This is a genomic window from Nocardia xishanensis NBRC 101358 (assembly GCF_001613365.1).
In the GTDB taxonomy this organism is placed as follows: domain Bacteria; phylum Actinomycetota; class Actinomycetes; order Mycobacteriales; family Mycobacteriaceae; genus Nocardia; species Nocardia xishanensis.
In genome coordinates this window covers 1-22,780 of record NZ_BDCF01000076.1, presented here as the reverse complement: position 1 = coordinate 22,780, position 22,780 = coordinate 1, and the positions used below count along the sequence as shown (strand labels likewise).

The 22,780-nt window shown below is 65.0% G+C and carries 13 protein-coding genes and 1 tRNA gene; 12 read left to right on the top strand and 2 right to left on the bottom strand.

Features of this window, described 5'->3' with window-relative positions; translation table 11 throughout:
* Positions 1-269 precede the first annotated feature (269 nt).
* Positions 270-452, top strand: coding sequence for a hypothetical protein (locus NX1_RS36730; protein ID WP_157120333.1), 183 nt, complete (start codon positions 270-272; stop codon positions 450-452).
* A gap of 641 nt (positions 453-1,093) precedes the next feature.
* Here the strand turns inward: NX1_RS36730 and NX1_RS33150 are convergent.
* Positions 1,094-1,954: a haloalkane dehalogenase gene (locus NX1_RS33150; RefSeq protein ID WP_068068527.1), complete on the bottom strand. Its 861-nt coding sequence runs from the start codon at positions 1,952-1,954 to the stop codon at positions 1,094-1,096.
* A 766-nt stretch (positions 1,955-2,720) separates the two neighbouring features.
* Between NX1_RS33150 and NX1_RS33145 the strand changes: the two genes are divergently transcribed.
* The 10 genes from NX1_RS33145 (at position 2,721) to NX1_RS33100 (ending at position 15,290) form a co-directional block, all read left to right on the top strand.
* Positions 2,721-3,710 (top strand): UbiA family prenyltransferase, encoded by a 990-nt coding sequence (locus NX1_RS33145; protein ID WP_157120331.1) that lies wholly within the window; start codon positions 2,721-2,723, stop codon positions 3,708-3,710.
* Complete coding sequence (locus tag NX1_RS33140; RefSeq protein WP_068068518.1) at positions 3,710-4,807, top strand: aminotransferase class I/II-fold pyridoxal phosphate-dependent enzyme; 1,098 nt, start codon at positions 3,710-3,712, stop codon at positions 4,805-4,807. Before NX1_RS33145 ends, NX1_RS33140 begins: the two co-directional genes overlap by 1 nt.
* Positions 4,795-8,043, top strand: a complete 3,249-nt coding sequence (locus NX1_RS33135; RefSeq protein WP_084501951.1) for a thiamine pyrophosphate-binding protein — start codon at positions 4,795-4,797, stop codon at positions 8,041-8,043. Before NX1_RS33140 ends, NX1_RS33135 begins: the two co-directional genes overlap by 13 nt.
* Before the next feature lie 32 nt (positions 8,044-8,075).
* On the top strand, positions 8,076-8,780 hold the full coding sequence (locus NX1_RS33130) for a class I SAM-dependent methyltransferase (RefSeq protein ID WP_169812327.1): 705 nt from the start codon (positions 8,076-8,078) through the stop codon (positions 8,778-8,780).
* An 11-nt stretch (positions 8,781-8,791) separates the two neighbouring features.
* A complete protein-coding gene (locus NX1_RS33125) occupies positions 8,792-10,219 on the top strand; it encodes a cytochrome P450 (RefSeq protein WP_084501949.1) in 1,428 nt (475 codons plus the stop codon).
* Between the two features lie 35 nt (positions 10,220-10,254).
* The gene (locus NX1_RS33120) at positions 10,255-10,884 is read left to right on the top strand and encodes a methyltransferase domain-containing protein (protein WP_068068507.1); all 630 of its coding nucleotides are present in this window, start codon (positions 10,255-10,257) and stop codon (positions 10,882-10,884) included.
* A 173-nt stretch (positions 10,885-11,057) separates the two neighbouring features.
* A complete protein-coding gene (locus NX1_RS33115; RefSeq protein ID WP_068068530.1) occupies positions 11,058-11,780 on the top strand; it encodes an ABC transporter ATP-binding protein in 723 nt (240 codons plus the stop codon).
* The gene (locus NX1_RS33110) at positions 11,777-12,940 is read left to right on the top strand and encodes an ABC transporter substrate-binding protein (RefSeq protein ID WP_068068504.1); all 1,164 of its coding nucleotides are present in this window, start codon (positions 11,777-11,779) and stop codon (positions 12,938-12,940) included. Before NX1_RS33115 ends, NX1_RS33110 begins: the two co-directional genes overlap by 4 nt.
* 83 nt (positions 12,941-13,023) lie before the next feature.
* Positions 13,024-13,746, top strand: coding sequence for an ABC transporter permease (locus tag NX1_RS33105; protein ID WP_245668859.1), 723 nt, complete (start codon positions 13,024-13,026; stop codon positions 13,744-13,746).
* A gap of 80 nt (positions 13,747-13,826) precedes the next feature.
* Complete coding sequence (locus tag NX1_RS33100) at positions 13,827-15,290, top strand: MFS transporter (protein WP_068068498.1); 1,464 nt, start codon at positions 13,827-13,829, stop codon at positions 15,288-15,290.
* A gap of 1,122 nt (positions 15,291-16,412) precedes the next feature.
* Here the strand turns inward: NX1_RS33100 and NX1_RS33095 are convergent.
* A tRNA-Leu gene (locus NX1_RS33095) sits at positions 16,413-16,494 on the bottom strand.
* A gap of 388 nt (positions 16,495-16,882) precedes the next feature.
* Here NX1_RS33095 and NX1_RS33090 point away from each other — a divergent pair.
* The coding region (locus NX1_RS33090; protein ID WP_281217545.1) for a fatty acid synthase subunit beta domain-containing protein at positions 16,883-22,780 on the top strand (5,898 nt) is incomplete at its 3' end.

Here is a 22,780-nt window from a genome sequence, read left to right as displayed (position 1 = left end):
CGGGCGCGAAGGCCCCCGGCCGCAAGAACTGACGCGGCCCCCAACTGAACACAAAGCTCGGCCCGGGTTCGATGGAACCCGGGCCGAGCTGTTTCCGAACAGAGGCTCCTCGCGGCCCACCCCCGTGCGGAAGCCCAGGCCACGGAGCCGGCTTCGGTTTCGGCACCCGCCGAAACCAAGCCGACCGTCCCGGCCAAGGGTCTCGCCATGAAGTCCGGCTTCAAGTGCCCCGGCCCAAAGGCTCCGAGCGCCGGGAGGCGACGAAGAGCTTGGACCCAGCCGAGGCTCCCGTCGCCGCGCCGACGGAAGAGACCGACTCGGCTCAGCCGGAATCGGCGCTGGCCGAGACCAACGGCAAGAGCGGGAGCCGCGGCACGGTCCAACCGCCGTCTGCGAAACCTGGCGGCTTGGGCTTCAAGCCGGGTGCCAAGGCTCCAGGCCGCAAGAACTGAGCAGTTCTTGCGAGGAGGTTCACCTGTGCCCACTCCGACCGCACCCCGTCGGGGTGGGCACTCAAACCCCCTCGGAGTGGGCACTTAGAGGAATGTCACCGACATGTGCGGCGCTGGCCGTTCGCTCCGCTGAGCGCCCACGTCCCGCTGACTCGTTCTCAACCGTCGTGCTGGCTGCCGTCGCCCCCGGCCGCTGAGGGTCGGTGCTCTTGGCGGCATGGCACCCCTCGATGACCCGCGTACTCGAACGAGCAGGCGCGTGCGATCGCTTCGCCGCCCACCTGCCCCAGTTCGAAGGTCTCGTCGCTCGGCTGGCCGGGCATTCCGATCGAGCAACCCAGCCGCCGCTCTACCGTCGAAATCGATCACCTCACCGATGAGACGGACAGAACCGCGAACGGCAGTTCGCACAACCGAACGCGACATCGCCTGTCCCGCTGCGGAAATCGGCAACGCAACGCTGCCTACGCCGCATTCAGCCGGGCACGGTGCAATCCCGAGCCGAGAGCGTTGCCTGCCAGGGACGAGCCCGCCGATGACGGCGTCAGCGATCTATCTATCTGCTGATTCGAGAGCCTCCTGAGGGCGAAGCGGGCTCAGCAGGGCCAAGATTCATCTCATGGTGTCGCGGTCCACCGACTTCACGGGAACCGCTTCGCGATCGCCTCCGCGATCGCGTCCGGCGCGTGTTCCTGAATGAACTGCCGCGCCTGCGGCAGCTCGACTACTTCGACATCGGTGAACGTCGCCCGCATTCGCGGGATGTGGGCCTTCGGGCGGTACACCATGTCCCGCATTCCCCACACCAGCAGGGTCGGCTTGTCGCCGAGTATGGCGGGCACGTCCCGGGAGAGTTGGTCCAGCAGCGGGCTCGCGTCACGAATTTGTCTGGCGATCACGCCGAGTCCCCGCCGGGCTTCCGCGGTGGGCTGCACCATGCGATAGTGATCGATCTCGGCCGCGCTGAGCTTGCGTCCCAGCTCGGAGAGCAGGACGCGCTCGACGAGGAAGTTCTGCTCGATTACCCGCCGCTGCATCGGAGGGGTGCGCATGATCATGCTGAAAGCCCGATTCGCCCTCGCTTCGAGTGGCCAGAACAAGGTGTTGCCCAGCACGATCCCTCGCACCCGATCCGCGCGCGCGGTGACCGCGCCCAGACCGATGGGGCCGCCCCAATCATGTCCCATCATGACGAAGCCGTCGAGCTGCAGATGATCGATCAGCTCGCCGAGGACCGAGGTGTGCTCGGCGACCGTGTAGCCGAAATCCGCAGGCCGTTCCGACAATCCGAAACCCAGATAGTCGATGACGATACAGCGGTACCGGTCGCGCAGTTCCTTCACGATGTGGCGGTAGAGGAAACTCCACGTCGGAACGCCATGGCAGAACAGGATCGTCGGTCCTGACCCCTCGTCGATGTAGTGAACTCGGCCGACGGACGAGTCGAACCATCGGGACTCGAATGGGTACAGACTCTTGTCGGGAACGAAGTCGATCAGCATGGGAACCCTCTCTGCGATACAAGACGACGTCTGATATACCCCGCGCAAGCAGAATCACGTGAATAGCCACGGGTCCGGGGCCGGCCAGAGCCTGTGCAACCGGTGGAAAGCAACGGTTGGACAGCCTTCACGGTATTTCTCTACCGGAAGAGTGCTCCTGAATCCTCGATACTCAACCATAGACAAGTCGAATTACCGCACTTCGGGAAGCCCTTCGTGCAATTCCGGGCTCGTAGGCATCGATTACCATGACGGGCCGAAGCTGTGTACGCAAGCGGTCGATCGGCTCCGGTGGACGACGACGAACCCTTGCCTGCACCGAATTTCATTGTATGCTCACACGAGCCGGGACTTCGAAGACGCGACGGACTTCCTTCTTGATTCGGAGTCGAATGCGGCCGTTGCGCGTGGGCATGCGTGACGCCTTTCAGTGAGCACGAAGGAATCTTGACAATAACTCGCGGACCGCGGGTCATCGAGTAACGAACCCAAAAGCGCGGCCACACGGCGTGAATCAGCTAGGCGAGCCGTCGGTTTATATCCAGCTCTAATGAACAAAACTGTCAATGGACGAGCGCTGCCTGGTGGGCGCCAACGGAAATGCGAGTATCACAAACGGGGCTATCGAATTACGGCAGGGCTGACGTCCGGAGCGGGCAACATTGTAACTGCGCATTACGAGTGAGCTGTGATCGTGACTGGAACAATTTCGAAACCGACACTTGACGAGTTTCTAGACAAGTCGGCAGAGGCGAGAATCGACTGGGTGAATTCGTCCGAAGGATGCACGACAAGCATTCCGGGCCGACTTGCCCTGTTTCTTTCGTTCGCGCGGCCGCGCACCTGCTTACCGGGAATGTTGGCGTTCTATCTTTCCTGCAAGCTGCTCGAACTGCCGATCGACCTGGATGTTTTGATCGGTTTCGCAATCACATTCCTGTACAGCGCAGTTGCGAACCTCTTCAACGCCTACTCGGATATCGCCGAAGACAATGAGAACATACCGGCGCGGCTGTACCTGCTCGGTCTCTACGGCCGGCGGCGGCTGCTGCGGAGTGCATATGCGGTGTGTGGAGTCATGCTGGCATCGGCGGCCGTCGTGAGCGGCGGCTTCGTCTTGATGACAGCGATCTGTATCGTCATCGCGCATCAATATTCCTTGCCGCCGTTTCGTGTGAAGGCAAGACCGGTGTTGTCGATCAGCCTCTTCGCCCTGGATGTCGCCTTTCCATTTCTGATGGCTCCGACCGTGGCGGAGCACGGAACCGCGGTGCTCGGGAATTGGCAATTCATCAGCATGGCTGTGTATCTGTTTGTATGGTTCGCGGCCAAGGGTTTGGTGAAGAACCTTCCCGACTATGACGGCGATCGAAATGCCGGTCTGACGACCTCAGCGACAATAAGCGGAACACGACAGCGAGCCGCAGTGGTGGCGTCGGTAGCGACGGCCACCGTCTACTTGGGCCCACTATTGCTGGTGGCGACTGGTCAATTCGCGGAGAAGTATCTGCTAGCGCTTGTCTGGTTTCCGGTCGTATGCATTCAGTGCGCGCGAATGATCCTTCGTGATGACAGCCGCTCGGCGAACAACATGCTTCGTTTCGACATGGTCGTGTCGACGGGGTACTTGTCGACTTGGATCTTGCTGGTGGATCCGTCCGTTTCGTCGATCAGCGTCGTGGCCGGGTCGCTCATGATCATCTTCCTCATGGATGCGCTGAAGCTCGACACGCGCAAAAAAGAGGACATCGGGTAATGGAGGCGGCGGAAAGGTTGATCGGGGTGCGTGAAGCAGTCTTGTTGGATGAGTATCGCTCGGGCGAAGACAGTGATTCCTCGGCCGCCGCGATAGATCTTTCGAACAATGCCTTGCCTTTTGCTCCATTGCCGAGCGTTCGCAAAGCAATAGAGGCCGAAGTGGAGCGCGCGGCAGACTACCCGTCTGCCTCGTACGTATCGCTGCGGAGGGCTATCGCCGAGTTCGTCGGCTGCGGCGTCGACCAGGTCGTCGTCGGACCGGGCAGCGTCGGTGTGCTGGGATACCTCATGCAACGGCTTGCATGCGATGGCGGCCGAGTCGTCTTCGCAGTCCCGGCTTTCGACGCGTACGAAAGAGTCGTGGTGGGTGCCGGCGGTACGGCAGTTCCGGTGCCGGGCACGGAGAATCGGTGGCAGCCGCTGGATTCGATGGTGGCAGCGGCGGGAGAGGACGCGGCCGCGATTCTGATTTGTGCGCCGCACAACCCTACGGGCGAGCATGTAAGTCCTGACGAGGTCGAGATGGTCCTCGCGGCAGTTCCCCGGCACACGGCCGTCGTGGTGGACGAGGCCTATATCGAGTTCGATCGAATCAACGATGCTTCGGCAATTGTCCACATGACTCGCAGGCATCCGAATCTGGTCGTCATGCGGACGTTCTCGAAGGCCTATGGTCTGGCGGGCCTGCGCGTAGGGTATGCCGTCGGCCATAGAGACCTGATCGGCGCCTGTCGAACTATCGCGATGCCCTTCGGTGTGAATCGGTTGGCGGTAGCAGCGGCCATTGCGTCGCTCCATGTGAGCGATGAGCTCGTCGGCCAAGTGGATGCGGTCGTTCGTTGCCGATCGTTGTTCACCGAATCGGTTCGCGCGCGGGGAATCGATGTTTCCGATTCGTACGGCAACTTCGTCTGGGTGCCAATGCATCGCCCGACTCCGCTGGTCGATTATCTCGCCGAGTCGGGGATTGTCGTACGTGGTTATCCGGACATCGGCGTTCGGATCACCGTACCTGCACTGGAACACCTTTCCGGCGTCGTCGAAGTGCTCGCGGATGGATACAGCCAAATGGAGGCAAGCGTATGCCACAGATGAATCCGCACCTGGGGGCCGATCTGATGGGGCGTCCGCGGTTCGCGGATGCACTGGTGGATCGATTGGTCCGAAACGACGTGCGTTACATCTTCGGGATGCCCGCGGAATCGGTCAATTGCCTCGTCGATGCGGTCGGGCGGCGGGATGAGATCGGACTGATCGCGGTACGTCATGAAAGCGCGGCCTCCTGGATGGCCGTCGGCTACGCACGGGGCTCGGGCACCGTCGGTGTGTGCTTCGGTACGGCCGGCCCGGGTGCGACGCATTTGTTGCCCGGCGTTTACGACGGGTTGTACGACCGCGTGCCTGTGCTGGCGATCTCCGGACAGGTGCCATTGGCCGGCATCGGGACGAATTCGTTTCAGGAGATCGATTCTTCGAGGCTGTTCCGAGACGGTACGTGGCGATCATCGGACATCATGTCAGCGGACCAGATCGGCGTCTTCGACCAGATAGTTCTCGCGGTTCGGCTCGAGCAGACGTCAGCGCACGTTGCCATCCCATCGGACTTGCTGCACGCACCGGTCGACGAGAGGGAGCAGGCGAGCCCGTATCGGCTGGACCGTCGGACCGCAACAAAGGTCGACAAGAAGCGCGTCGACGACCTCGCGGACCACCTTTGCGCGAATCCGACAGTGATCGTATTAGGTTCCGGCAGTGGGGAATCGGTTGAGCGCGCTCGCGTTCTCGCGGCCGCGCTCGATGCTCGGCTCGTGGCCATGCCGGAGTCGGGAATCCCAGAGGCGCTGGTATCCCCGGTCGAGGACCGAGCCGCGTCGGTGACCGACGACAGCGTTCTTCTGATCGGCCGTCCGACCGTCGGCGTGCGGCGGCATTTCCCGATGGCGAAGATCCTGATCGAGATCACCGATCTCGCGACGTCCGGGTTCGATACGGGATGCCGGCGGGTGGGAATCGCCGGCGATATCCCGGCGATTCTGGAGTCGCTGACCGCGGCCGTGTCGAGCCGGCGGGGCATACCGGCAGCGACCTCGGGGGACTCGTCCGGAATACCGCGAAACCAGAGTGTGCCCGACGGATGGGCAGTGCTCGCGCAACGACTGGCGGGGACATCGGTTGCCGTCGACCCCGGACCGATCCAGCGACTATCGCGCAGATTCCTGAGCGAACACGCGGATATCCACAGTGCGTGGAACTTGGAGGCCGAGGGTTCGGCGCTGCCGATGTCGATCGGTCTCGCATTGGCGGCAAACGATCGGTGCTACGCGCTGACCGAACTCGCCTCGCTGGACCAATACATCGCGGAGCTGTCCACGGCCGCGCGATACGCGGTCCCCGTGACCGTGGTCTGCTGTGCGGAATCCGGCGCGACGATCCGCGATCTGGCACAAGCCTTCCAGATTCCGGTCTTCTGGGCGGGAAACCCGAGTGAACTGAGTTCGAGGTTGGAACAGGCCGGCCGGGAGCGCGGACCGGCCGTGATTCTGACCTCCGCGTTGGAAGCGGCGACAGCACTGTCGGACGAAACGACCGCCGCCGTCGTCGATTTCACCAACGATCTGCTCGGTGCGATAGCGAGCCGTGGAATCGACTCGGTGTATCTATCGGGAACCAGTTGCGCGCGGCTGGGCGTGGCGAGTGCGTCACGGGCCGACCTCGACCTGCATGTCGTCGCAGATACGCAGGCGGCTGCCATGCGGGCAACAGCGGCCTTCAAAGCCGCAGGCAGATCGGCCTGTGCCGTGGTGACCTCTCCCGCGGAGCTGCTCGCGCAGCTGAACGGGCTCTACGACGCCTCGTTCGACAGCGCGTCGGTGCTGCTGATCTCATTCGAAATCGACCGCTGGTTCCTGGACCCGGTGGACGTGCTGGGTGAGATCTCGGCGATATCGGTTGTGCTCGACGGCACCGACCAGGATTCGACGCGCCTTCGAGACGCGTTGCTGACCGTTGCCGGCGGCGGTAAGGGCGTGACGCACATCCACGTCACCAACTCCGCGATAACGGCAGGCAACGGTTCGGCGCTCGTGGAAAGCTCACGCTCGCTGAATATTCCGACATCGTTGATCGGACTTCCCGGCAGCACGGTGGCCGCACCCGACGAGATCGTGCGGGCCGCGGAACTCATCGAAGCAGCCGAGAATGTCTCGATCATCGTCGGCCGGGGCGCGACGGGCGCCCGACGGGAACTCCTCGAGCTGGCGTCACGCATCGGAGCTCCCTTGTACTGCACCATGGGTGCGTTGGCCGCGGATGTCGTCGGGGATCACTACGACGGTCTGGTCGGGACATCCGGACATGACGAAGCAATGCAGAATATTCGTCGGAGTCAGCTCGTCATATTGGTGGGCGTCTCATGGCGAGGTTCGGCATTCGAGCTCGTCGGAAGCAGTCCAGTGATTTCCGTGAACGCTGATCCACTGACATTCCTGCGCCTGCCGCCGGAATCGATCGGCTTGCTCGGTGATTCGCGCGAGATGCTGGAGGCACTGATCGGATGCTCCAATGACCCTGCCGGTGTCACAAGTACTGCCCGGCCCGGTGCGCCGCAGCGGAAAGCGCCGCGGGAAAGTGCGCGGCAGTTGCGGGCCGCGACGGTCGCACAGATCATCGATCATGAGCTCGCGAAAGCCGATAGAGCATCCACGTTGAGCGTGGATGTCGGTATCAATACCCTCTGGGCGTACCGGTTTGTTCGATCCGCGTCCAGATATTTGTGGACCGCATCGTTCGCCACCATGGGATTCGCGGTGCCGGCGGCAGTGGATGTCGCCGTGCGCAATCCGAAAGAAATCTCTGTGGCGATCGTGGGGGACGGCGGGATCGGCATTACGCTGGCCGAGCTCCGCAACGCGGCTAAAGTTGAATCGACGACGGTCGTTGTCGTTTTCAACAATGGTGCACTCGCCGCGATCAAGTTCGAGAGCTGGATCATGGGGTGGCCGGATACATCGTCGGAATTCGCGCCGGTCGACTTCGCAAGCTTTGCGCGGCATTGCGGTCTGCCCGCGGTGACGGCACGGACCTCCGAGGAATTCGGGAACGCGTTTCGGTCCGCGCTCCGCAACGACGGTCCGATGCTCATCGACGCGCGTATCCCCGCGGTGGAGGCTCCTGCGCTGGCGGGGCGCATCCATGTTCGTCAGGTCGTGGGACTGCTGTCGGGTTGGTTGCGTGACGGTAAGTCCGCGAGAGCCGGCGCTTGGTCGATGGTGAAGGCGGTCGGCGCCGACGCGGCCGTTCAAACAATTCGCCGCATAGGGCGACGCGAATGAAGTGTCTAGGCACAGAGAGAGGAGGGCCTCGAATGGTCGGGACACGCCCAGCCACGCCGCAGGCGATGTTCACAAAAATTGCTCCGCGCTATGACCTGGTCAATTCGGTCATGACATTCGGCGGCGACAGGAGGCTCCGTCGTCGGGCGGTTCGCATGCTACGGCTCGAAGTCGATTCCACAGTGCTCGATCTCGCTGCGGGGACGGCTGCGATCGCGTCTGCCCTGGTCGCGGAATATCGCTTTCCGATCTCCTACTTCGCTGTCGATCTCAATGAGCAGATGCTCGAAGTTGCGGAACGCAAGTTGACGCGGCTACGGCAAGAGCGGCCTCGCAGTGAATGGAGCCTGCTGCGTGGCAGCGCGGAGGACCTGACATTCGAGTCGTCGAGCTTCGACGCCGTCGTCATGTGTTTCGCGCTCGATGACATGGATGACCCCGCGGCCGCGCTGTCGGAGACGGCACGGGTACTCGGCGACGGCGGACGGTTTCTGCTGATAGAACTCGCACTGCCGGACAACCCGATATTGCTGAAGGTTCTGAAGCTCCGCTTGTCGATGATCCGGGGTATCGCCAGAATGTTCGGTTCGGATCCCGTCGCTCACATGACCGAGGAGATCGAGTCGGACCGCGGCGCGGATTACACGATATCCCGCTGTGAAAGCGTCGGCCTGACGTTGGACTCCCAGGCGCGGTACCACGGTGGCATGGTCCGTGCGTACGTCTTCCGCAAGTAGAAGGATTCTTTATGTCTAATCAGTGTCCGCACCTCGAGGCACAGCAGAAGGTGCCCTCTGTTACCGGCCTGACCAGCCGTCGTTTCTCGAATGAGCACCTGCCGGGACCGCCGGGACATCGCTTTATGGGTTCGTACCCGGAGTTTTCGAAGGATCGCAACAAGTTCTTGCGGGATGCGGTCAAGCAGTACGGAGATGTGTGTCGAATCAGGCTCCCGCTTCGAGACCTCGTCGTACTGGGTAACCCAGAAGACGCACACGCCGCAATGGGAGACAACTCCGGCGACTACAGCAAGTTCGGAAACTATCATCCTGCCCTGCAAAAGCGTCAGAACGGCCTGTCGTTCATCGAGGGAGAGCTCTTCAAGGAAAGACGCCGGATCGTCAGTCCGTTGGTCACGCGAGACGGACTGAAGAGTACGTTCAATGCCAATGTCGAAGCCTACCTCGACAGCCTCGACGCGAACATTGCAGCCGCGACCGATGCCGCGGGCGTCACCGATCTGCAAGAAGCGATATTTCAGACGCTCCTGCGAGGAGTCCTGAAGCAGACATTCACCGAGCCCTTCACCCCGAAAGAGATCGAGGACCTGCACCACGGTCTTTCGACCTTCACCAAGTTCCTGGGATCGACGCTGAAGATCGCTGATCCGCCGAATCTGGTACGCCCGTGGGGCCCGTACAAAATCCGGCCCTGGGCGGTGTATACCGCGGCGATGATCGTCAAGAATCGCGTTGTCGAGCGGCAGAACTCACCGGCCTTGGGAACCTATGGCGATGTCTTGGACGGCATGCTGGCCGGGTACAAGAAGCTGAAGACTCCCATGACCTTTTGGGATCTTTGCTTCGATGTAGCGACCATGACCAGTGCGTCGTATGGCACTACCGCCGGCGCCATCACCCAAACGGTCGTTCGCACTCTCCTCGACGCCGAAGCGACAGATCGCCTGGTGGAGGAGTGCGGCACTGTCGATCTCGCACAGCCGACCATCGAATCGGTCCGCAGCCTGCACTGGGTGAAGGCATGCTTCGAAGAATCGATCCGCATGCAAGGGCTTCCGCTCCTTCTGCGATTCACCTCCAAAGGGGCGAACTTCCAAGGGTTCGACATCGCGCCGAACACAATGTTGGGAATTCCCATCTCGACGATCCACCGCGATTCGCGCTGGTGGACCGATCCCGACAAATTCGATCCGAATCGATTCTACGACAAGAGCAAGCGGGTGGATCAACCTCGCGTTCTGCACTACCTGGCGTGGGGAGCGGGTCCGCACCGATGCACCGGCGCGCAATTGGGGTACCTGATCGCGCCCTACCTCGTTGCGTTGATTCTGGGACAGTACAAGGTCGAAGTGCCGCCGAATTGGACGCTTCGCGAGGATACCGGTCTGGCTCCGATGATCAAGGGTGGCTTCCGTGTTCGATTGACTCGACGATAAAAGTTTCGGCCGACGAGAACCTGAGAGAGTGTGGAATGAAAATCGCAGAGCGGTATGACATTGCAGCGCCCATTTACGACAGGACCGCTTGGGTCCTGTCGCTCGGTGGAATCGACAAGTTGCATCCCGCGCTGGTCGCCGGACTGGATCTGTCCGGTAAGACGGTTGCCGACCTCGGATGTGGTACCGGACTTGCTTTCCCGGCTCTGATCGATGCGGTCGGTCCGGCGGGCCGCGTGATCGGACTTGACAATAACGCGTCGATTCTCGCCAAGGCCGAGAAGCGGGTGGTGGCGAACGGATGGAGCAATGTCGAGCTCGTGGTCGACGACATCGCGACGACACCTCTGCTCGGTGACGTCGACGTGGTATTCAGTTGCATCGCGATGAGTTGTGTTCCGGACCCTTCGCATAAATTGGAGGAGCTGCTCGCGAATCTCAAACCTGGTACCAGTGTGCGCATCATCGATGCCTTGCCGCGGACGTCCGGATTCGGGTACCCAGCCATCAACGGGTACAACTTCCTGAAGTCCTTCATCGTGGGATCTCACTACAAGAAACTCGAGCCGTTCGAACGGGTATTCCGTGAACAGCTGAGCGACGTAGTCGTCGACAGCGTCCACGGCGGCATGTATACGCGGCTGACCGGCGCCAAGGGCGCATAGTCGTCCCCTTACGTCCGGTAGGCGCAGACTCGTTCCGAGTCTGTGTCTGCGAATCCCTGGAATCGAGCAAGCGCCGCCGACGGCAGACGGCGCGCTTGCTCGATTCCGCTCACGAAGGTGTCCTTGTTTGCGGTTCGAATCCGAATATCCGGCGGCGTTGGGAGGCGGTCGACCTGAGCGTAAATGAATTGACAGTCGATGGCGGCACGAAGAAATTCGGCGATAATCTCGTGCTGGACGACGTGGGCATGTCCATCGATCGCGGTGAGTTTCTCGTGGTGCTCGGCCCGAGTGGCAGTGGCAAGTCCACGCTCTTGCGGGTGTTGGCGGGACTGGAGAATCTGACCGCGGGAACGGTGACCTGGAGCGCCGACGGCGCCCGCCCGCGCACCGGGGTGGTGTTTCAGCAATCCTTGCTGCTGCCTTGGCTCACTGTCATCGAGAACATCTCGCTGGCAAGGCGATTCACCGCTCACCGTCACGAGTTCGACCGTGAGTATCCGGTAACCCTGTTGCGGCGTTTCGGGTTGGACGGCCTCGCGCAGCGATATCCGAGCGAGTTGTCGGGCGGCCAGGCGCAGCGTGTGGCTGTGCTGCGGGCGGCTGCGACACGGCCACGGCTCCTCTTGCTCGATGAGCCGTTCAGTGCCTTGGACCCGGTGACTCGGATCGACTTGCAGCAGTGGCTCACTGAGCTCGTCGCCGATATCGAGGCAACGGTTGTGCTCATCACGCATGACGTCGAGGAAGCGATCGCGCTGTCGGATCGGATAGTTCTGCTCGACCAGGGCAGGATTCGCCGTGAATGGCGTGATGTCCGGACCGGAGGCGATACGTCGGCGCTCCGTGCGGACATTCTCCAGCAGTACCACCCGGACGAGGTTGCGGTTCCTTGACAGTTATTTCGAGACGGCACCTGTTGGCAGGTGCGACGGGACTCACCGTCGCCGCGGGGCTCTTCGGCTCCGCGGACCTCGTCCACAGCGCGTCAACCGCTGGGCGGCGGCCGGAGAGTGCACTTCGGGTCGGTTACCTGCCGATAACGGACGCGGCGCCATTGTTGATCGCGCATTCGGCGGGCCTCTACTCATCGGGGGTGAGCAGCAGCAAGCCCGTGTTGTTCCGCAGCTGGGCCGGGCTGGCGGAGGCGTTCGTATCTCGTCAGATCGACGTTGCACATTTGCTGATGCCGATGGCTCTTCAACTCCAGCGCGTGATGGGTGCCGGAGTGCGAGTGCTGGGGTGGAATCACACCAACGGCTCAGCACTCACCGTCGCCCCGGACATCACAGATCTGGAACAGCTGGTGGGGACCCAAGTCGCCATCCCGTTCTGGTGGTCGATTCATAACATCGTCCTTCAGCAGCTCTTGCGAGCGCACGACATCACACCGGTGGTTCGGCGCAGTGCGTCGCGGTCCAAACGCACGGTCGAACTCGTTGTCATGAGTCCGTCGGATATGGTTCCCGCCCTGGCGAATCGTTCGATCGCGGGGTACGTAGTGGCGGACCCGTTCAATGCCATCGCGCAGATCAAGAAGATCGGGCGAATCCATACCTTCTTGGGCGACGTGTGGCGCGAACATGCCTGTTGTGTATTGGTTACCAGGGAAGATGTGATCGCGGAGCGGCCGTCCGCAGTGCAGGTGGTCACGGATGCGGTGGTTGCCGCGCAACTGCAGATCACCATGGACCGGAACAGAGCCGCCGGTGCATTGACGTCCGGCAGCTACCTTCCCCAGCCACTGCCGGCGGTTCGCACAGCGCTCACCTACCCTGCGCCGCCGTATCAATTCCGACACCCTGATTGGTCGCCGCAACTTGTCGGATTCCAGCCGTACCCCTATCCGAGTTTCACTCGGAAGCTTGTCGAAGCAATGCATGACACGGTGGTCGACGGGGATCGCGGCTTTCTGGACGACATAGATCCGAGTACGGCGCACGACGGGCTGGTAGACGACACCTTCGTGCTGAATTCGATTGCCGCACACGGAGGGACACAGGCTTTGGGGCTGCCCGCCGACCTCGTCAGAGCTGAACAGGTGCAACTACTGTGACTTCTACCTTCGTTCGATCGAACCCCGGTCTTCTCCCCGCATCCCGGTCGGCTGTCGCCAAGGCGTGGCCAGCGGCGGCGGCCATCGTTGTCACGGTTTTTCTCTGGTGGCTGGCGACGACGGTGCTGTCGCCGGAGTATTCGCTGCTGCGTCAGACCGCGCCGCAACGTGTGCTACCAGCGATCATCGATCTGTATCAGCGTGGCGTGCTGGTATCCGATGCGGCACTCAGTCTATGGCGTCTGGTCATCGGCTTGGCCATCGCGATGGTGATCGGTGTGCCGATGGGTCTGCTGATCGGTCTGAATACCCGGATCGAACGAGCAGCAACGCCCGTGGTGCAGTTTTTGCGCATGATCTCTCCGTTGTCGTGGACGCCGATCGCGATAGCGCTGTTCGGGATCGGTAATCAGCCGGTCTATTTCCTGGTCGCGGCGGCGGCTGTGTGGCCCATCCTGCTGAACACCGTCTCCGGGGTTCACGCTGTCGACCGCGGCTTTCTCGACGTGGCGAGGTCATTTCACGCGACGCGCGTAGAGCAACTGCGGGTCGTGATAATTCCGGCCGTACGCGATCACGTCCGGACCGGCTTGCGCCTGGGTCTCGGTACCGCCTGGATCGTGCTGGTTCCCGCGGAGATGCTCGGGGTGCGGTCGGGTCTCGGCTACCAGATCCTCAATGCCCGCGATCAGCTGGCCTACAACCAGGTGGTTGCCATCATCCTCGTCATCGGCGTGCTCGGATCTGCGGTGGATTTCGTGGCGAGTCGCCTTCCCGGGCGGACCTCGAATCGCACAGCCGGATGAAACCCGATGCGGCAGTGGGCATCTGCCGCACCAGAAGAATCAAGTAGTCAGTAGCGGCACAGAAGAATGCGGAGAGATACATGTCCGAAGTGCGAGTGGCGTCCGATCGTCGCTGGTGGGCGCTGTCGGTGCTGTCGATCACCCAATTGATCGTCGTCCTGGACGCGACGATCGTGACGATCGCGCTTCCCTATGCGCAGGCCGACCTCGGCATCAGAGATGCCGACAGGCAATGGGTGTTCACGGCTTACACGTTGATGTTCGGTGGACTGCTACTGCTGGGTGGTCGCTTGGCCGACTATGTCGGGCGGCGGCGGATCCTCCTGATCGGGTTGGTCGGATTCGCGGTGGCCTCGGTGGTGGCCGGTGCCGCGGTCAGCGGTGGCATGCTGTTCGCAGGCCGGGCGCTGCAAGGTATGTTCGCGGCGTTGCTGGCGCCATCGGCGCTTTCGCTGGTGTCGGTGACATTCACCCAGGCGCACGAGCGAGCTCGCGCTTTCGCCGTCTTCGGGGGCGTGTCCGGAGCGGGGTTCGCGGTCGGGCTCATCGGCGGTGGAGCGTTGACGCAGTTTGTCTCCTGGCGCTGGTGCTTGCTGATCAACACTCCGATCGTGCTCGCCACTGCGGTGGCGGCCCTGGCGGTCGTCGCCCGGGACGTGCCGGTCAGGCGGGTGGGCGGCTACGACCTGCCCGGTGTCGTCCTCGTGACCGCGGGCCTGGCGAGCGTCGTCTACGGGTTCAACCGTGCGGCGCAGGCGGGATGGGGCGCGGTCAGTACGGTCACGCTGCTGGCGATCGGCGTCTGCCTGCTGCTCGCCTTCGTGGCCGTCGAGTCGCGGGTCGCCAATCCGCTACTGCCACTGCGGATTCCGGGCGAGATCAATCGAGGTGGCTCGTTTCTGGTCGCCTTGCTGATTCCGATCGCCATGTACGCGGTGTTCCTGTTCCTCAGTTACTACTTCCAGGAGACGCTCGGCTATTCGCCGTTGAAGGCCGGAATCGCCTTCCTGCCCTTTCCATTCGGCATCGTCGTTTCCGCGGGTATAGCCAGTCGCTTGTTGCCCCAGGTCGGACCGCGAATGCTGATGCTGGCCGGTGCGCTGCTCGGTGCGGGTGGGTTGATTTATCTGGCGCAGTTGCAGGTGGGTGACACCTACTTGGCCAGCGTGCTGCCGGGCGAGATCGTCGTAGCGCTCGGCATGGCGCAGATCTTCGTGGCTATGCAAGCCACCGCGCTGTACGCGATCGACGATCGCGACGCCGGTGTGGCCAGTGGTCTGTTGAATGCGGTGCAGCAGATCGGCGCCTCGATCGGCACCGCCCTGCTCACCACGATCGCGGTGCAGGTCTCGGAGCGATACGCGCGCAGCCACCCGCCGACCCCGGATCTGATGGCACGCGCGGCGATCCACAGCTACGACACCGGGTTCTATTGGGGTGCCGGGTTCTTCGTGATATCGGCGATCGTGGTCGCGATCACGATCCGGGTCCGGAGGTTGGACTTGGCGACCGAGTCGGACAGGCAGGCGACGATGCCGGTCTAGGCGCCGGGCCGGGGCAGGCGTATTCGGTAGCGACGGCGCTGTAGATCAGGGCCACTACCTCGAGGCGATCGCGGTCCTGGACTGCGGAAGTTCGATGAACTGGATACCAAGGCCCGGCCGGCTGCCGGGAAGCGGCCAGGTACTTGGCCGAATGCCTTCTTTCCGGAGATCGAGCCCGCCGGGCTCGGGTGTGATGCTCCGGCTCGCCGACAGTCGTTCAGCCACGACGAGTAAACCAAACGGATGTCGTTCGCCCGTGAGGACTGCAGGGCCGCTGCGACCTTCGTCCCCGTCCGGGGCAACGGCTATCTCGAGCCGGTGGGTGTTGCCGGTGGGCAACGTGCCGGAGGAGGGCCGGGCATGAATCTTCGGTACGACGACGGCGATCGTCGGCCCCGCTGTGCCGATGGTGACGAGGTCGGCGGGGGAGATGCCCGTCTGTGAGAGCGGGAGTCCCGCCTGCGGCAAGGGTCTCCGTGCGCGCGAGAGGCTATGTGCTCGGTGTCATGAGGCCCGCTTGGCAGGTACAGGCTGGTGGCGAAGGGTTCGTCGAGCGCATCAGGTGGGTGGATTAGCCGCCGGTTGCGGGATCGGTGGCCGATTAGCAGTGCTTCGGGCGAACGGGCGGACGCGTCTGCGCGGCGGCAGCGGATTCGGAAGTACCCATCCGCGGTGACGGAGGCATTCGCTTCGGGTGCCGGGTGCCGGGTGCCGGGTGCCGGGTGCCGGGTGCCGGGTGGGCGAGGAGTGCGCCCTCGATGAGCAGCAGATCGTGAGGCGGGTGCCTTTGGTCCGTCCGAGCGCTGTCAGCAGGTCGTGTCAGCGACCGGTCCGCAGCGCCGCGGTGCACGTGCCGTAGACGATGGTGTTGTCGGCGACCCGCAAGATAGGGGCTGCAGGCAGCGTCCCGTGGATGAGCTCCCACAAGGGGATATTGCGGCGGAATGACAGGCTCGGTCACGGTTGAGCACGCCCGCCAGCAAACCCCTGGTATTTCACCGAGGACGCGTATGCGCCAGAACTTTTCGCAGGTCAGCGTAGAAAATCACAGGTCGTCTGCCGCGGGTGCGAGCACGCTGGAACATGCGGATACCGAAAAGTGACGCGAATGACGTGAAGCTGTGCGCGAGAGGGGACTTGAACCCCTACGTCCGTGGACACCAGAACCTAAATCTGGCGCGTCTGCCAATTTCGCCACTCGCGCTTGATGGTACGACCGTCCAAACTCTACCGGGCTTGACCGGGATCGCGAAGCTTCTGTGAGGAGTGTCGTACTGGCCGGTAACCCCACCTGGGGTTATAACGATTCGGTAACGTTCAACATGAGGGGCACTCATGTTTCATACGTGTTGGTAACCCGATGGACCAGGGCGTTCAAACATGAGGACGAGTCATGTCTTTCGGCATTCTGGTACCAACGTACAGAAATACTCGGGCGTACGCGCCTCGCCGGCGGCCAAACGTGAGGATTTCCTCATGATTTTGTGCCATCCTCGCCGGTATCAGGCCTAGAGGTCGAAGACGACCCGCGCACCCGAGGAAGCGGCGTGTCGACAACGGGCATGTCGCCAGGAGAAGGAAGTCGAAGCGTCTTGACGATCAACGAGAGCACCGAGACCGAGACCGGAGCGAGCGCGAAGGTGGTCAGGACTGCCGGGCAGGCAGCCGGCGTGCGATCGCCCTTGCTCGATCGTTTGCTGAACGGGACGCCGTACGCGCTGGCCTTCGGTGGGCAAGGCGCGCAGTGGCTGGGCGAGCTGGAGGAGATCGGGCGCGACAGCGCGCTGGAGCCGGAGCTGACCGCGCTGGTCAACGAGGCGGCCGCCCTGCTGGAACCCGTTGCGGCACAACTGCTTGTGGTGCGGCCGGTCGGATTCGACCCGGTCGCGTGGATGCTCGAGGACGAGCTGGTCGACGCCGAGCGAGGCGAGACCTCGGCCGCGCCTTCGGAGCACGTGCTGCGGTCCGCCGCGGTGTCGATGCCCGGCGTCCTGCTGACCCAGCTGGCGGCGCTGCGGGCGCTGCGGTTGCAGGGTCTCGATCCGGCCGAGCACGAGCCGGTCGCCGTGGTCGGGCATTCGCAGGGCAGGCTGGCCGCCGCCGCGGTGCGGTCCGGGGGTGAGCGTGACGCGGAGCTGCTGGCGATCGCGCAACTGATCGGCGCGGCGGGCAACCTGGTCGCGCGGCGGCGCGGACTGATGCCGGTGGGCCAGCGCTCGCCGATGGTCGCGGTGTCGAATGTGGATCCGGAGCAGTTGCGCGCGGTGGTCGCCGAGGTGGCCGAGGGTGTGAGCCCGGATGCCGCGGCCGTGGTCGCGATCCGCAACGGGCGGCGCAGGGCGGTGCTCTCGGGCACCCCGACGCAGCTGGAGCGGGTGCGGCAGCGCTGCGCGCAGATCTCCGACGAGCAGACCCGCGCCCGCGACGCGAAGGTGCGCGGCGGTGCGGTGTTCGCGCCCGTCTTCGAGGACGTGTCCGTCGACGTCGCGTTCCACCACCCCGCGCTGGCCGACACGGTCGAGATGGTGTCCGGCTGGGCCGGGCAGTGCGGACTGGACGAGGAGCTGGCCGGTTCGCTCGCCAAGGCCATCCTGGTCGATCCGGTGGACTGGGTGCAGTCGGTGGACGACGTGATCGCCGCGGGCGCGCAGTGGATTCTGGATCTGGGCCCGGGTGATCTGCTGAGCCGGGTCACCAGCGGATCGCTGAAGGGCAGCGGCGTCGGCATCGTCGCCGCCGCGACCCGTCCTGGCCAGCGCAGCCTGCTGACTCCGGGCGCCGCGCCCGAGCAGGCGAAGCCGTGGTCGGACTACGCGCCGCGCCCGGTGCGGCTGCCGAACGGCCGGATCGTGGTGGAGACCTCGTTCACCAAGCTGACCGGTCGCTCGCCGATCCTGCTCGCGGGCATGACGCCGACGACCGTGGACGCCAAGATCGTCGCGGCCGCGGCGAACGCGGGCCACTGGGCCGAGCTCGCGGGCGGCGGCCAGGTGACCGAGCAGATCTTCGCCGACCGGGTGGCCGAGCTGAAGAAGCTGCTGCACCCGGGCCGCGCGGTGCAGTTCAACTCGCTGTTCCTCGATCCTTACCTGTGGAAGTTGCAGCTGGGCGGCAAGCGCCTTGTGCAGCGGGCCCGCAGCGCGGGCGCCCCGTTCGACGGCGTGATCGTCACCGCGGGCATCCCCGAGCTCGACGAGGCCGTCGCGCTCATCCAGGAGCTCACCGAGGTCGGCATCTCGCACGTGGCGTTCAAGCCGGGCACCGTCGCGCAGATCCGCGCGGTGCTGCGGATCGCCGACGAGGTCCCCGACTACCCGGTGATCATGCACATCGAGGGCGGCAAGGCGGGCGGTCACCACTCCTGGGAGGACCTGGACGACCTGCTGCTGGAGACCTACGCCGAACTGCGCAACCGCGCCAACGTGGTGATCTGCGTCGGCGGCGGCATCGGCACTCCCGAACGCGCCACCGAATACCTCACCGGCGCGTGGTCGGCCGCGCACGGCTACCCGGTGATGCCGCTGGACGGCGTGCTGGTCGGCACCGCGGCGATGGCGACGCTCGAGGCCACCACCGCGCCCGAGGTGAAGCAGCTGCTCGTCGACACCCCCGGCACCCCCGACTGGGTCGGTGCGGGCACCGCGTCCGGCGGGATGGCTTCTGGCCGTAGCCAATTGGGCGCCGACATCCACGAGATCGACAACGCCGCCTCGCGCACCGGCCGCCTGCTCGACGAGGTCGCGGGCGACGCCGACGCGGTCGCCGCCCGGCGTGACGAGATCATCGAGGCGCTGAACGGCACCGCCAAGCCGTACTTCGGCGATCTCGGCACCATGACCTATTTGGAGTGGCTGGAGCGCTACGTCGAGCTGGCCGTCGGCCTCGACCGCCGCAAGGACTTCGACTGCGGCAGCGATCTCGGCGACGCCATCCTCGACGCCACCCGTTCGGTGTGGCTCGACATCACCTGGCGGGACCGCTTCGCGGAGATGGTGCGGCGCACCGAGTCCCGGCTGCACCCGGCCGACCGCGGCGAGATCCCGACGCTGTTCGCCGACGACGCGGCGTTCGAGCACCCTGTCGACGCGCTGTGCACCCTGAAGCGGCAGTACCCGGCCGCCGCGCAGACCCTGCTGCACCCCGCCGACGTGCCGTTCTTCATCGCGCTGTGCAAGATCCCCGGCAAGCCGGTCAACTTCGTGCCGGTCGTCGACGCCGACGTGCGGCGCTGGTGGCGCTCGGATTCCCTGTGGCAGGCGCACGATCCGCGCTACTCGGCCGATCAGGTGTGCATCATCCCCGGCACCGTCGCCGTCGCGGGCATCACCCGGGTGGACGAGCCGGTCGGTGAGCTGCTCGACCGGTTCGAACAGGACACCGCCTACTCGCTGGTGCGCGCGGGCGCGGTGCCCACCCCCGTCGACGCGCGCCGCGCCGCGGGCGTGACCAGCGGACCGATCGACGCGGTGCTGGCCGCCCCGGACGTGCAGTGGTCCGGCCGCACCACCGTGAACCCGGTGCACCGGCTCGGCGACGTCGCCGAGTGGATCGTGGACGGCAAGGGCGCGCTGCATCCGCGTACCGGAGCCACCCTGGTCGAGACCACCGGCCCCGAGACCGACGACTCCTACGTCGAGCTGACCGTCCCGCTGCTGCGCAGCGACGCGGTGCGGATCAGGATCACCGTTCCCGTCTCCATCTACAACGGCGGCGCGCCCGTGATCACCGAGGACGACGCCGAGACCGCGATGGCGGCGCTGCTCGCGGTCGCCGCAGGTCAGTCGTTGCCGGAGGTCAAGGGCACGACGGCGCACGTCAACCTGGCCTGGACCCCGGACCTCATCGCCGACCACGCGGGCGTCACCGGCTCCGGGCTGCCCGCCTCGCTGAGCACGCTCGGCCGCACCGTGCCCGACGTGCTGGTCGGCGCGTGCTGGCCTGCGGTGTTCGCGGTGCTCGGCGCCACCCGCACGAGCGACGCGCGTTCGGTCATCGAGGGCATGCTCGACCTGGTGCACCTCGATCACCAGATCGAGTTGCTGCGCGAACTGCCCGACGCCACGAGCATTCTCGTGGTCCGCGCCGAGTCGAAGTCGGTGCTCGACACCGACATGGGCCGCGTGGTCGAGGTCGAGGTCACCGTCGGCGAGATGCGCGATCAGGGCCTCGACGTGGTGCCGCTGGCCAGGCTCAACGAGCGGTTCGCCATCCGCGGCCGCAACGGCGCGGGCGAACTCGCCGATCCGCCGCGGGCCGCTGGCACCGCCGCGCAGGCCGCCGACACGCCGCGCCGCCGTCGCCGCGACGTCACCATCGTCGCGCCGCGCGCCATGCACGCCTTCGCGACGGTGTCCGGCGACCACAACCCGATCCACACCAGCGACAACGCCGCCAAGCTCGCCGGGCTGGGCAGCCCGATCGTGCACGGCATGTGGCTGTCGGCCGCCGCGCAGCACGCGGTGTCCGCCGTGGATCCCGAAAGCTCGATTCCCGCACGCACACTCACCGCGTGGACCACCCGCTTCCTCGGCATGGTGCGTCCCGGCGCGGAGATCGACGTGCGAGTCGAGCGGATCGCCGTAGACGCGGGCAGCGAGATCGTCGAGGTCTCCTGCCGCACCGGTGGCGATCTCGTGATGACCGCGACCGGCCGCACGAAGGCGCCGAAGACCGTGTACGCCTTCCCGGGGCAGGGCATCCAGCGCAAGGGGATGGGTCTGGACGCCCGGTCGCGGTCCAAAGCGGCCAAGGAGATCTGGGAGCGCGCGGACAAGCACACCCGCGAGGCGCTGGGCTTCTCCATCCTGGCCGTGGTGCGCGACAACCCGACCTACCTCAAGGCGCGCGGCGTCGAGCACCGGCACCCGGACGGCGTGCTGCACCTGACGCAGTTCACCCAGGTCGCGATGGCGACCCTCGGTGTCGCTCAGGTCGCCGAGCTCCGCGAAGCGGGCGCGTTCGTCGAGGGCGCCATGCTCGCGGGCCACTCGGTCGGCGAGTACAACGCGCTGGCCGCCGTCGCGGGCGTGCTGCCGCTGGAAGCGGTGCTCGAGGTGGTGTTCCAGCGCGGTTCGGCGATGCACGAGCTGGTGCCGCGGGACGCCAACGGCCGCAGCGACTATCGGATGGCCGCGATCCGGCCCTCGCAGATCGGCCTGGCCGACGAGGACGTGATCGCCTTCGTCGGCGGCGTCTCGGAGCAGACCGGCGAGTTCCTCGAGGTCGTCAACCTGAACCTGCGCGGCTCGCAGTACGCGATCGCGGGCACGGTGGCGGGCCTGGAGGCGCTGGAGGTCGAAATCGACCGCCGCCGCGCCGAATTCGGCGGCAAGCGGGCCTTCATCCTGGTGCCCGGCATCGACGTGCCGTTCCACTCCACCGTGCTGCGCAAGGGCGTGCCCGAGTTCCGGCAGAAGCTCGAGCAGCTGCTGCCCGAGGACCTGTACCCCGAGGTGCTCGTCGGCCGCTACATCCCGAACCTGGTGCCGCGGCCGTTCTCGCTGGAGCGCGCGTTCGTGCAGGAGATCGCGGATCTGGTGCCGTCGGAACCGCTGGCCGCGGTGCTCGCCGACTTCGACAGCTGGGTGGCCCGGCCGACCGAGCTGTGCCGGGTGGTGCTGATCGAGTTGCTCGCCTGGCAGTTCGCCAGCCCGGTGCGCTGGATCGAGACCCAGGACCTGCTGTTCACCGACACCGCGAACGGCGGTCTCGGTGTCGAGCGGTTCGTCGAGATCGGTCTCGGCGCGACGCCGACCGTGGCGAACCTGGCGAGCCAGACCCTGAAGCTGCCGAGCTTCGGCACCGCCACCGTCGAGGTGCTCAACATCGAGCGCGAGGCCGCGGTCGTCTACGCGACCGACACCGATCCCGCGCCGGTCGACGAGCCCGACGAGACCCCGGTCGAGACCGCGGTTCCGGCCGCCGCCGCGCCCGCCGCCGTGGCCGCCCCGGCCACGGCCGCGAGCTCCGGCGGACCTCGCCCCGACGACATCCTGTTCACCGCCGCCGACGCCACCAAGGTGCTCATCGCCCTGTGGACCAAGCTGCGGCTGGACCAGATCGGCCCGGTCGACACGATCGAAGGCCTCTGCGACGGCGTCTCCTCGCGGCGCAATCAGCTGCTCGTCGACCTCGGCTCCGAGCTCTCGCTCGGCGCCATCGACGGCGCGGCCGACGCCGACATGGGCGCGCTGTCGGCCACCGTGGAGCGGCTGGCGCGCACCTACAAGCCGTTCGGCTCGGTGCTCTCCGACTCGATCAACGACCACCTGCGCAAGGTGTTCGGTCCATCCGGCAAGCGGCCCGCCGCGATCGCCGAGCGCGTCAAGAAGGTCTGGGAGCTCGGCGACGGCTGGGCCAGCCACGTCACCGCCGAGGTCTCGCTCGGCACCCGCGAAGGCGCCAGCGTGCGCGGCGGCGATCTCGGCGGACTGGTCTCGGGCGCGCTCGGCGACGGAGCCTCGGTCGACGCCGCGATCGACGCGGCCGTG

Bases quoted from the DNA above. Each gene is read 5' to 3' on its own strand.
- NX1_RS33150 (WP_068068527.1), bottom strand. From the start codon at position 1,954: ATGCTGATCGACTTCGTTCCCGACAAGAGTCTGTACCCATTCGAGTCC.
- NX1_RS33140 (WP_068068518.1), top strand. From the start codon at position 3,710: ATGGAGGCGGCGGAAAGGTTGATCGGGGTGCGTGAAGCAGTCTTGTTG.
- NX1_RS33135 (WP_084501951.1), top strand. From the start codon at position 4,795: ATGCCACAGATGAATCCGCACCTGGGGGCCGATCTGATGGGGCGTCCG.
- NX1_RS33130 (WP_169812327.1), top strand. From the start codon at position 8,076: ATGGTCGGGACACGCCCAGCCACGCCGCAGGCGATGTTCACAAAAATT.
- NX1_RS33125 (WP_084501949.1), top strand. From the start codon at position 8,792: ATGTCTAATCAGTGTCCGCACCTCGAGGCACAGCAGAAGGTGCCCTCT.
- NX1_RS33120 (WP_068068507.1), top strand. From the start codon at position 10,255: ATGAAAATCGCAGAGCGGTATGACATTGCAGCGCCCATTTACGACAGG.
- NX1_RS33100 (WP_068068498.1), top strand. From the start codon at position 13,827: ATGTCCGAAGTGCGAGTGGCGTCCGATCGTCGCTGGTGGGCGCTGTCG.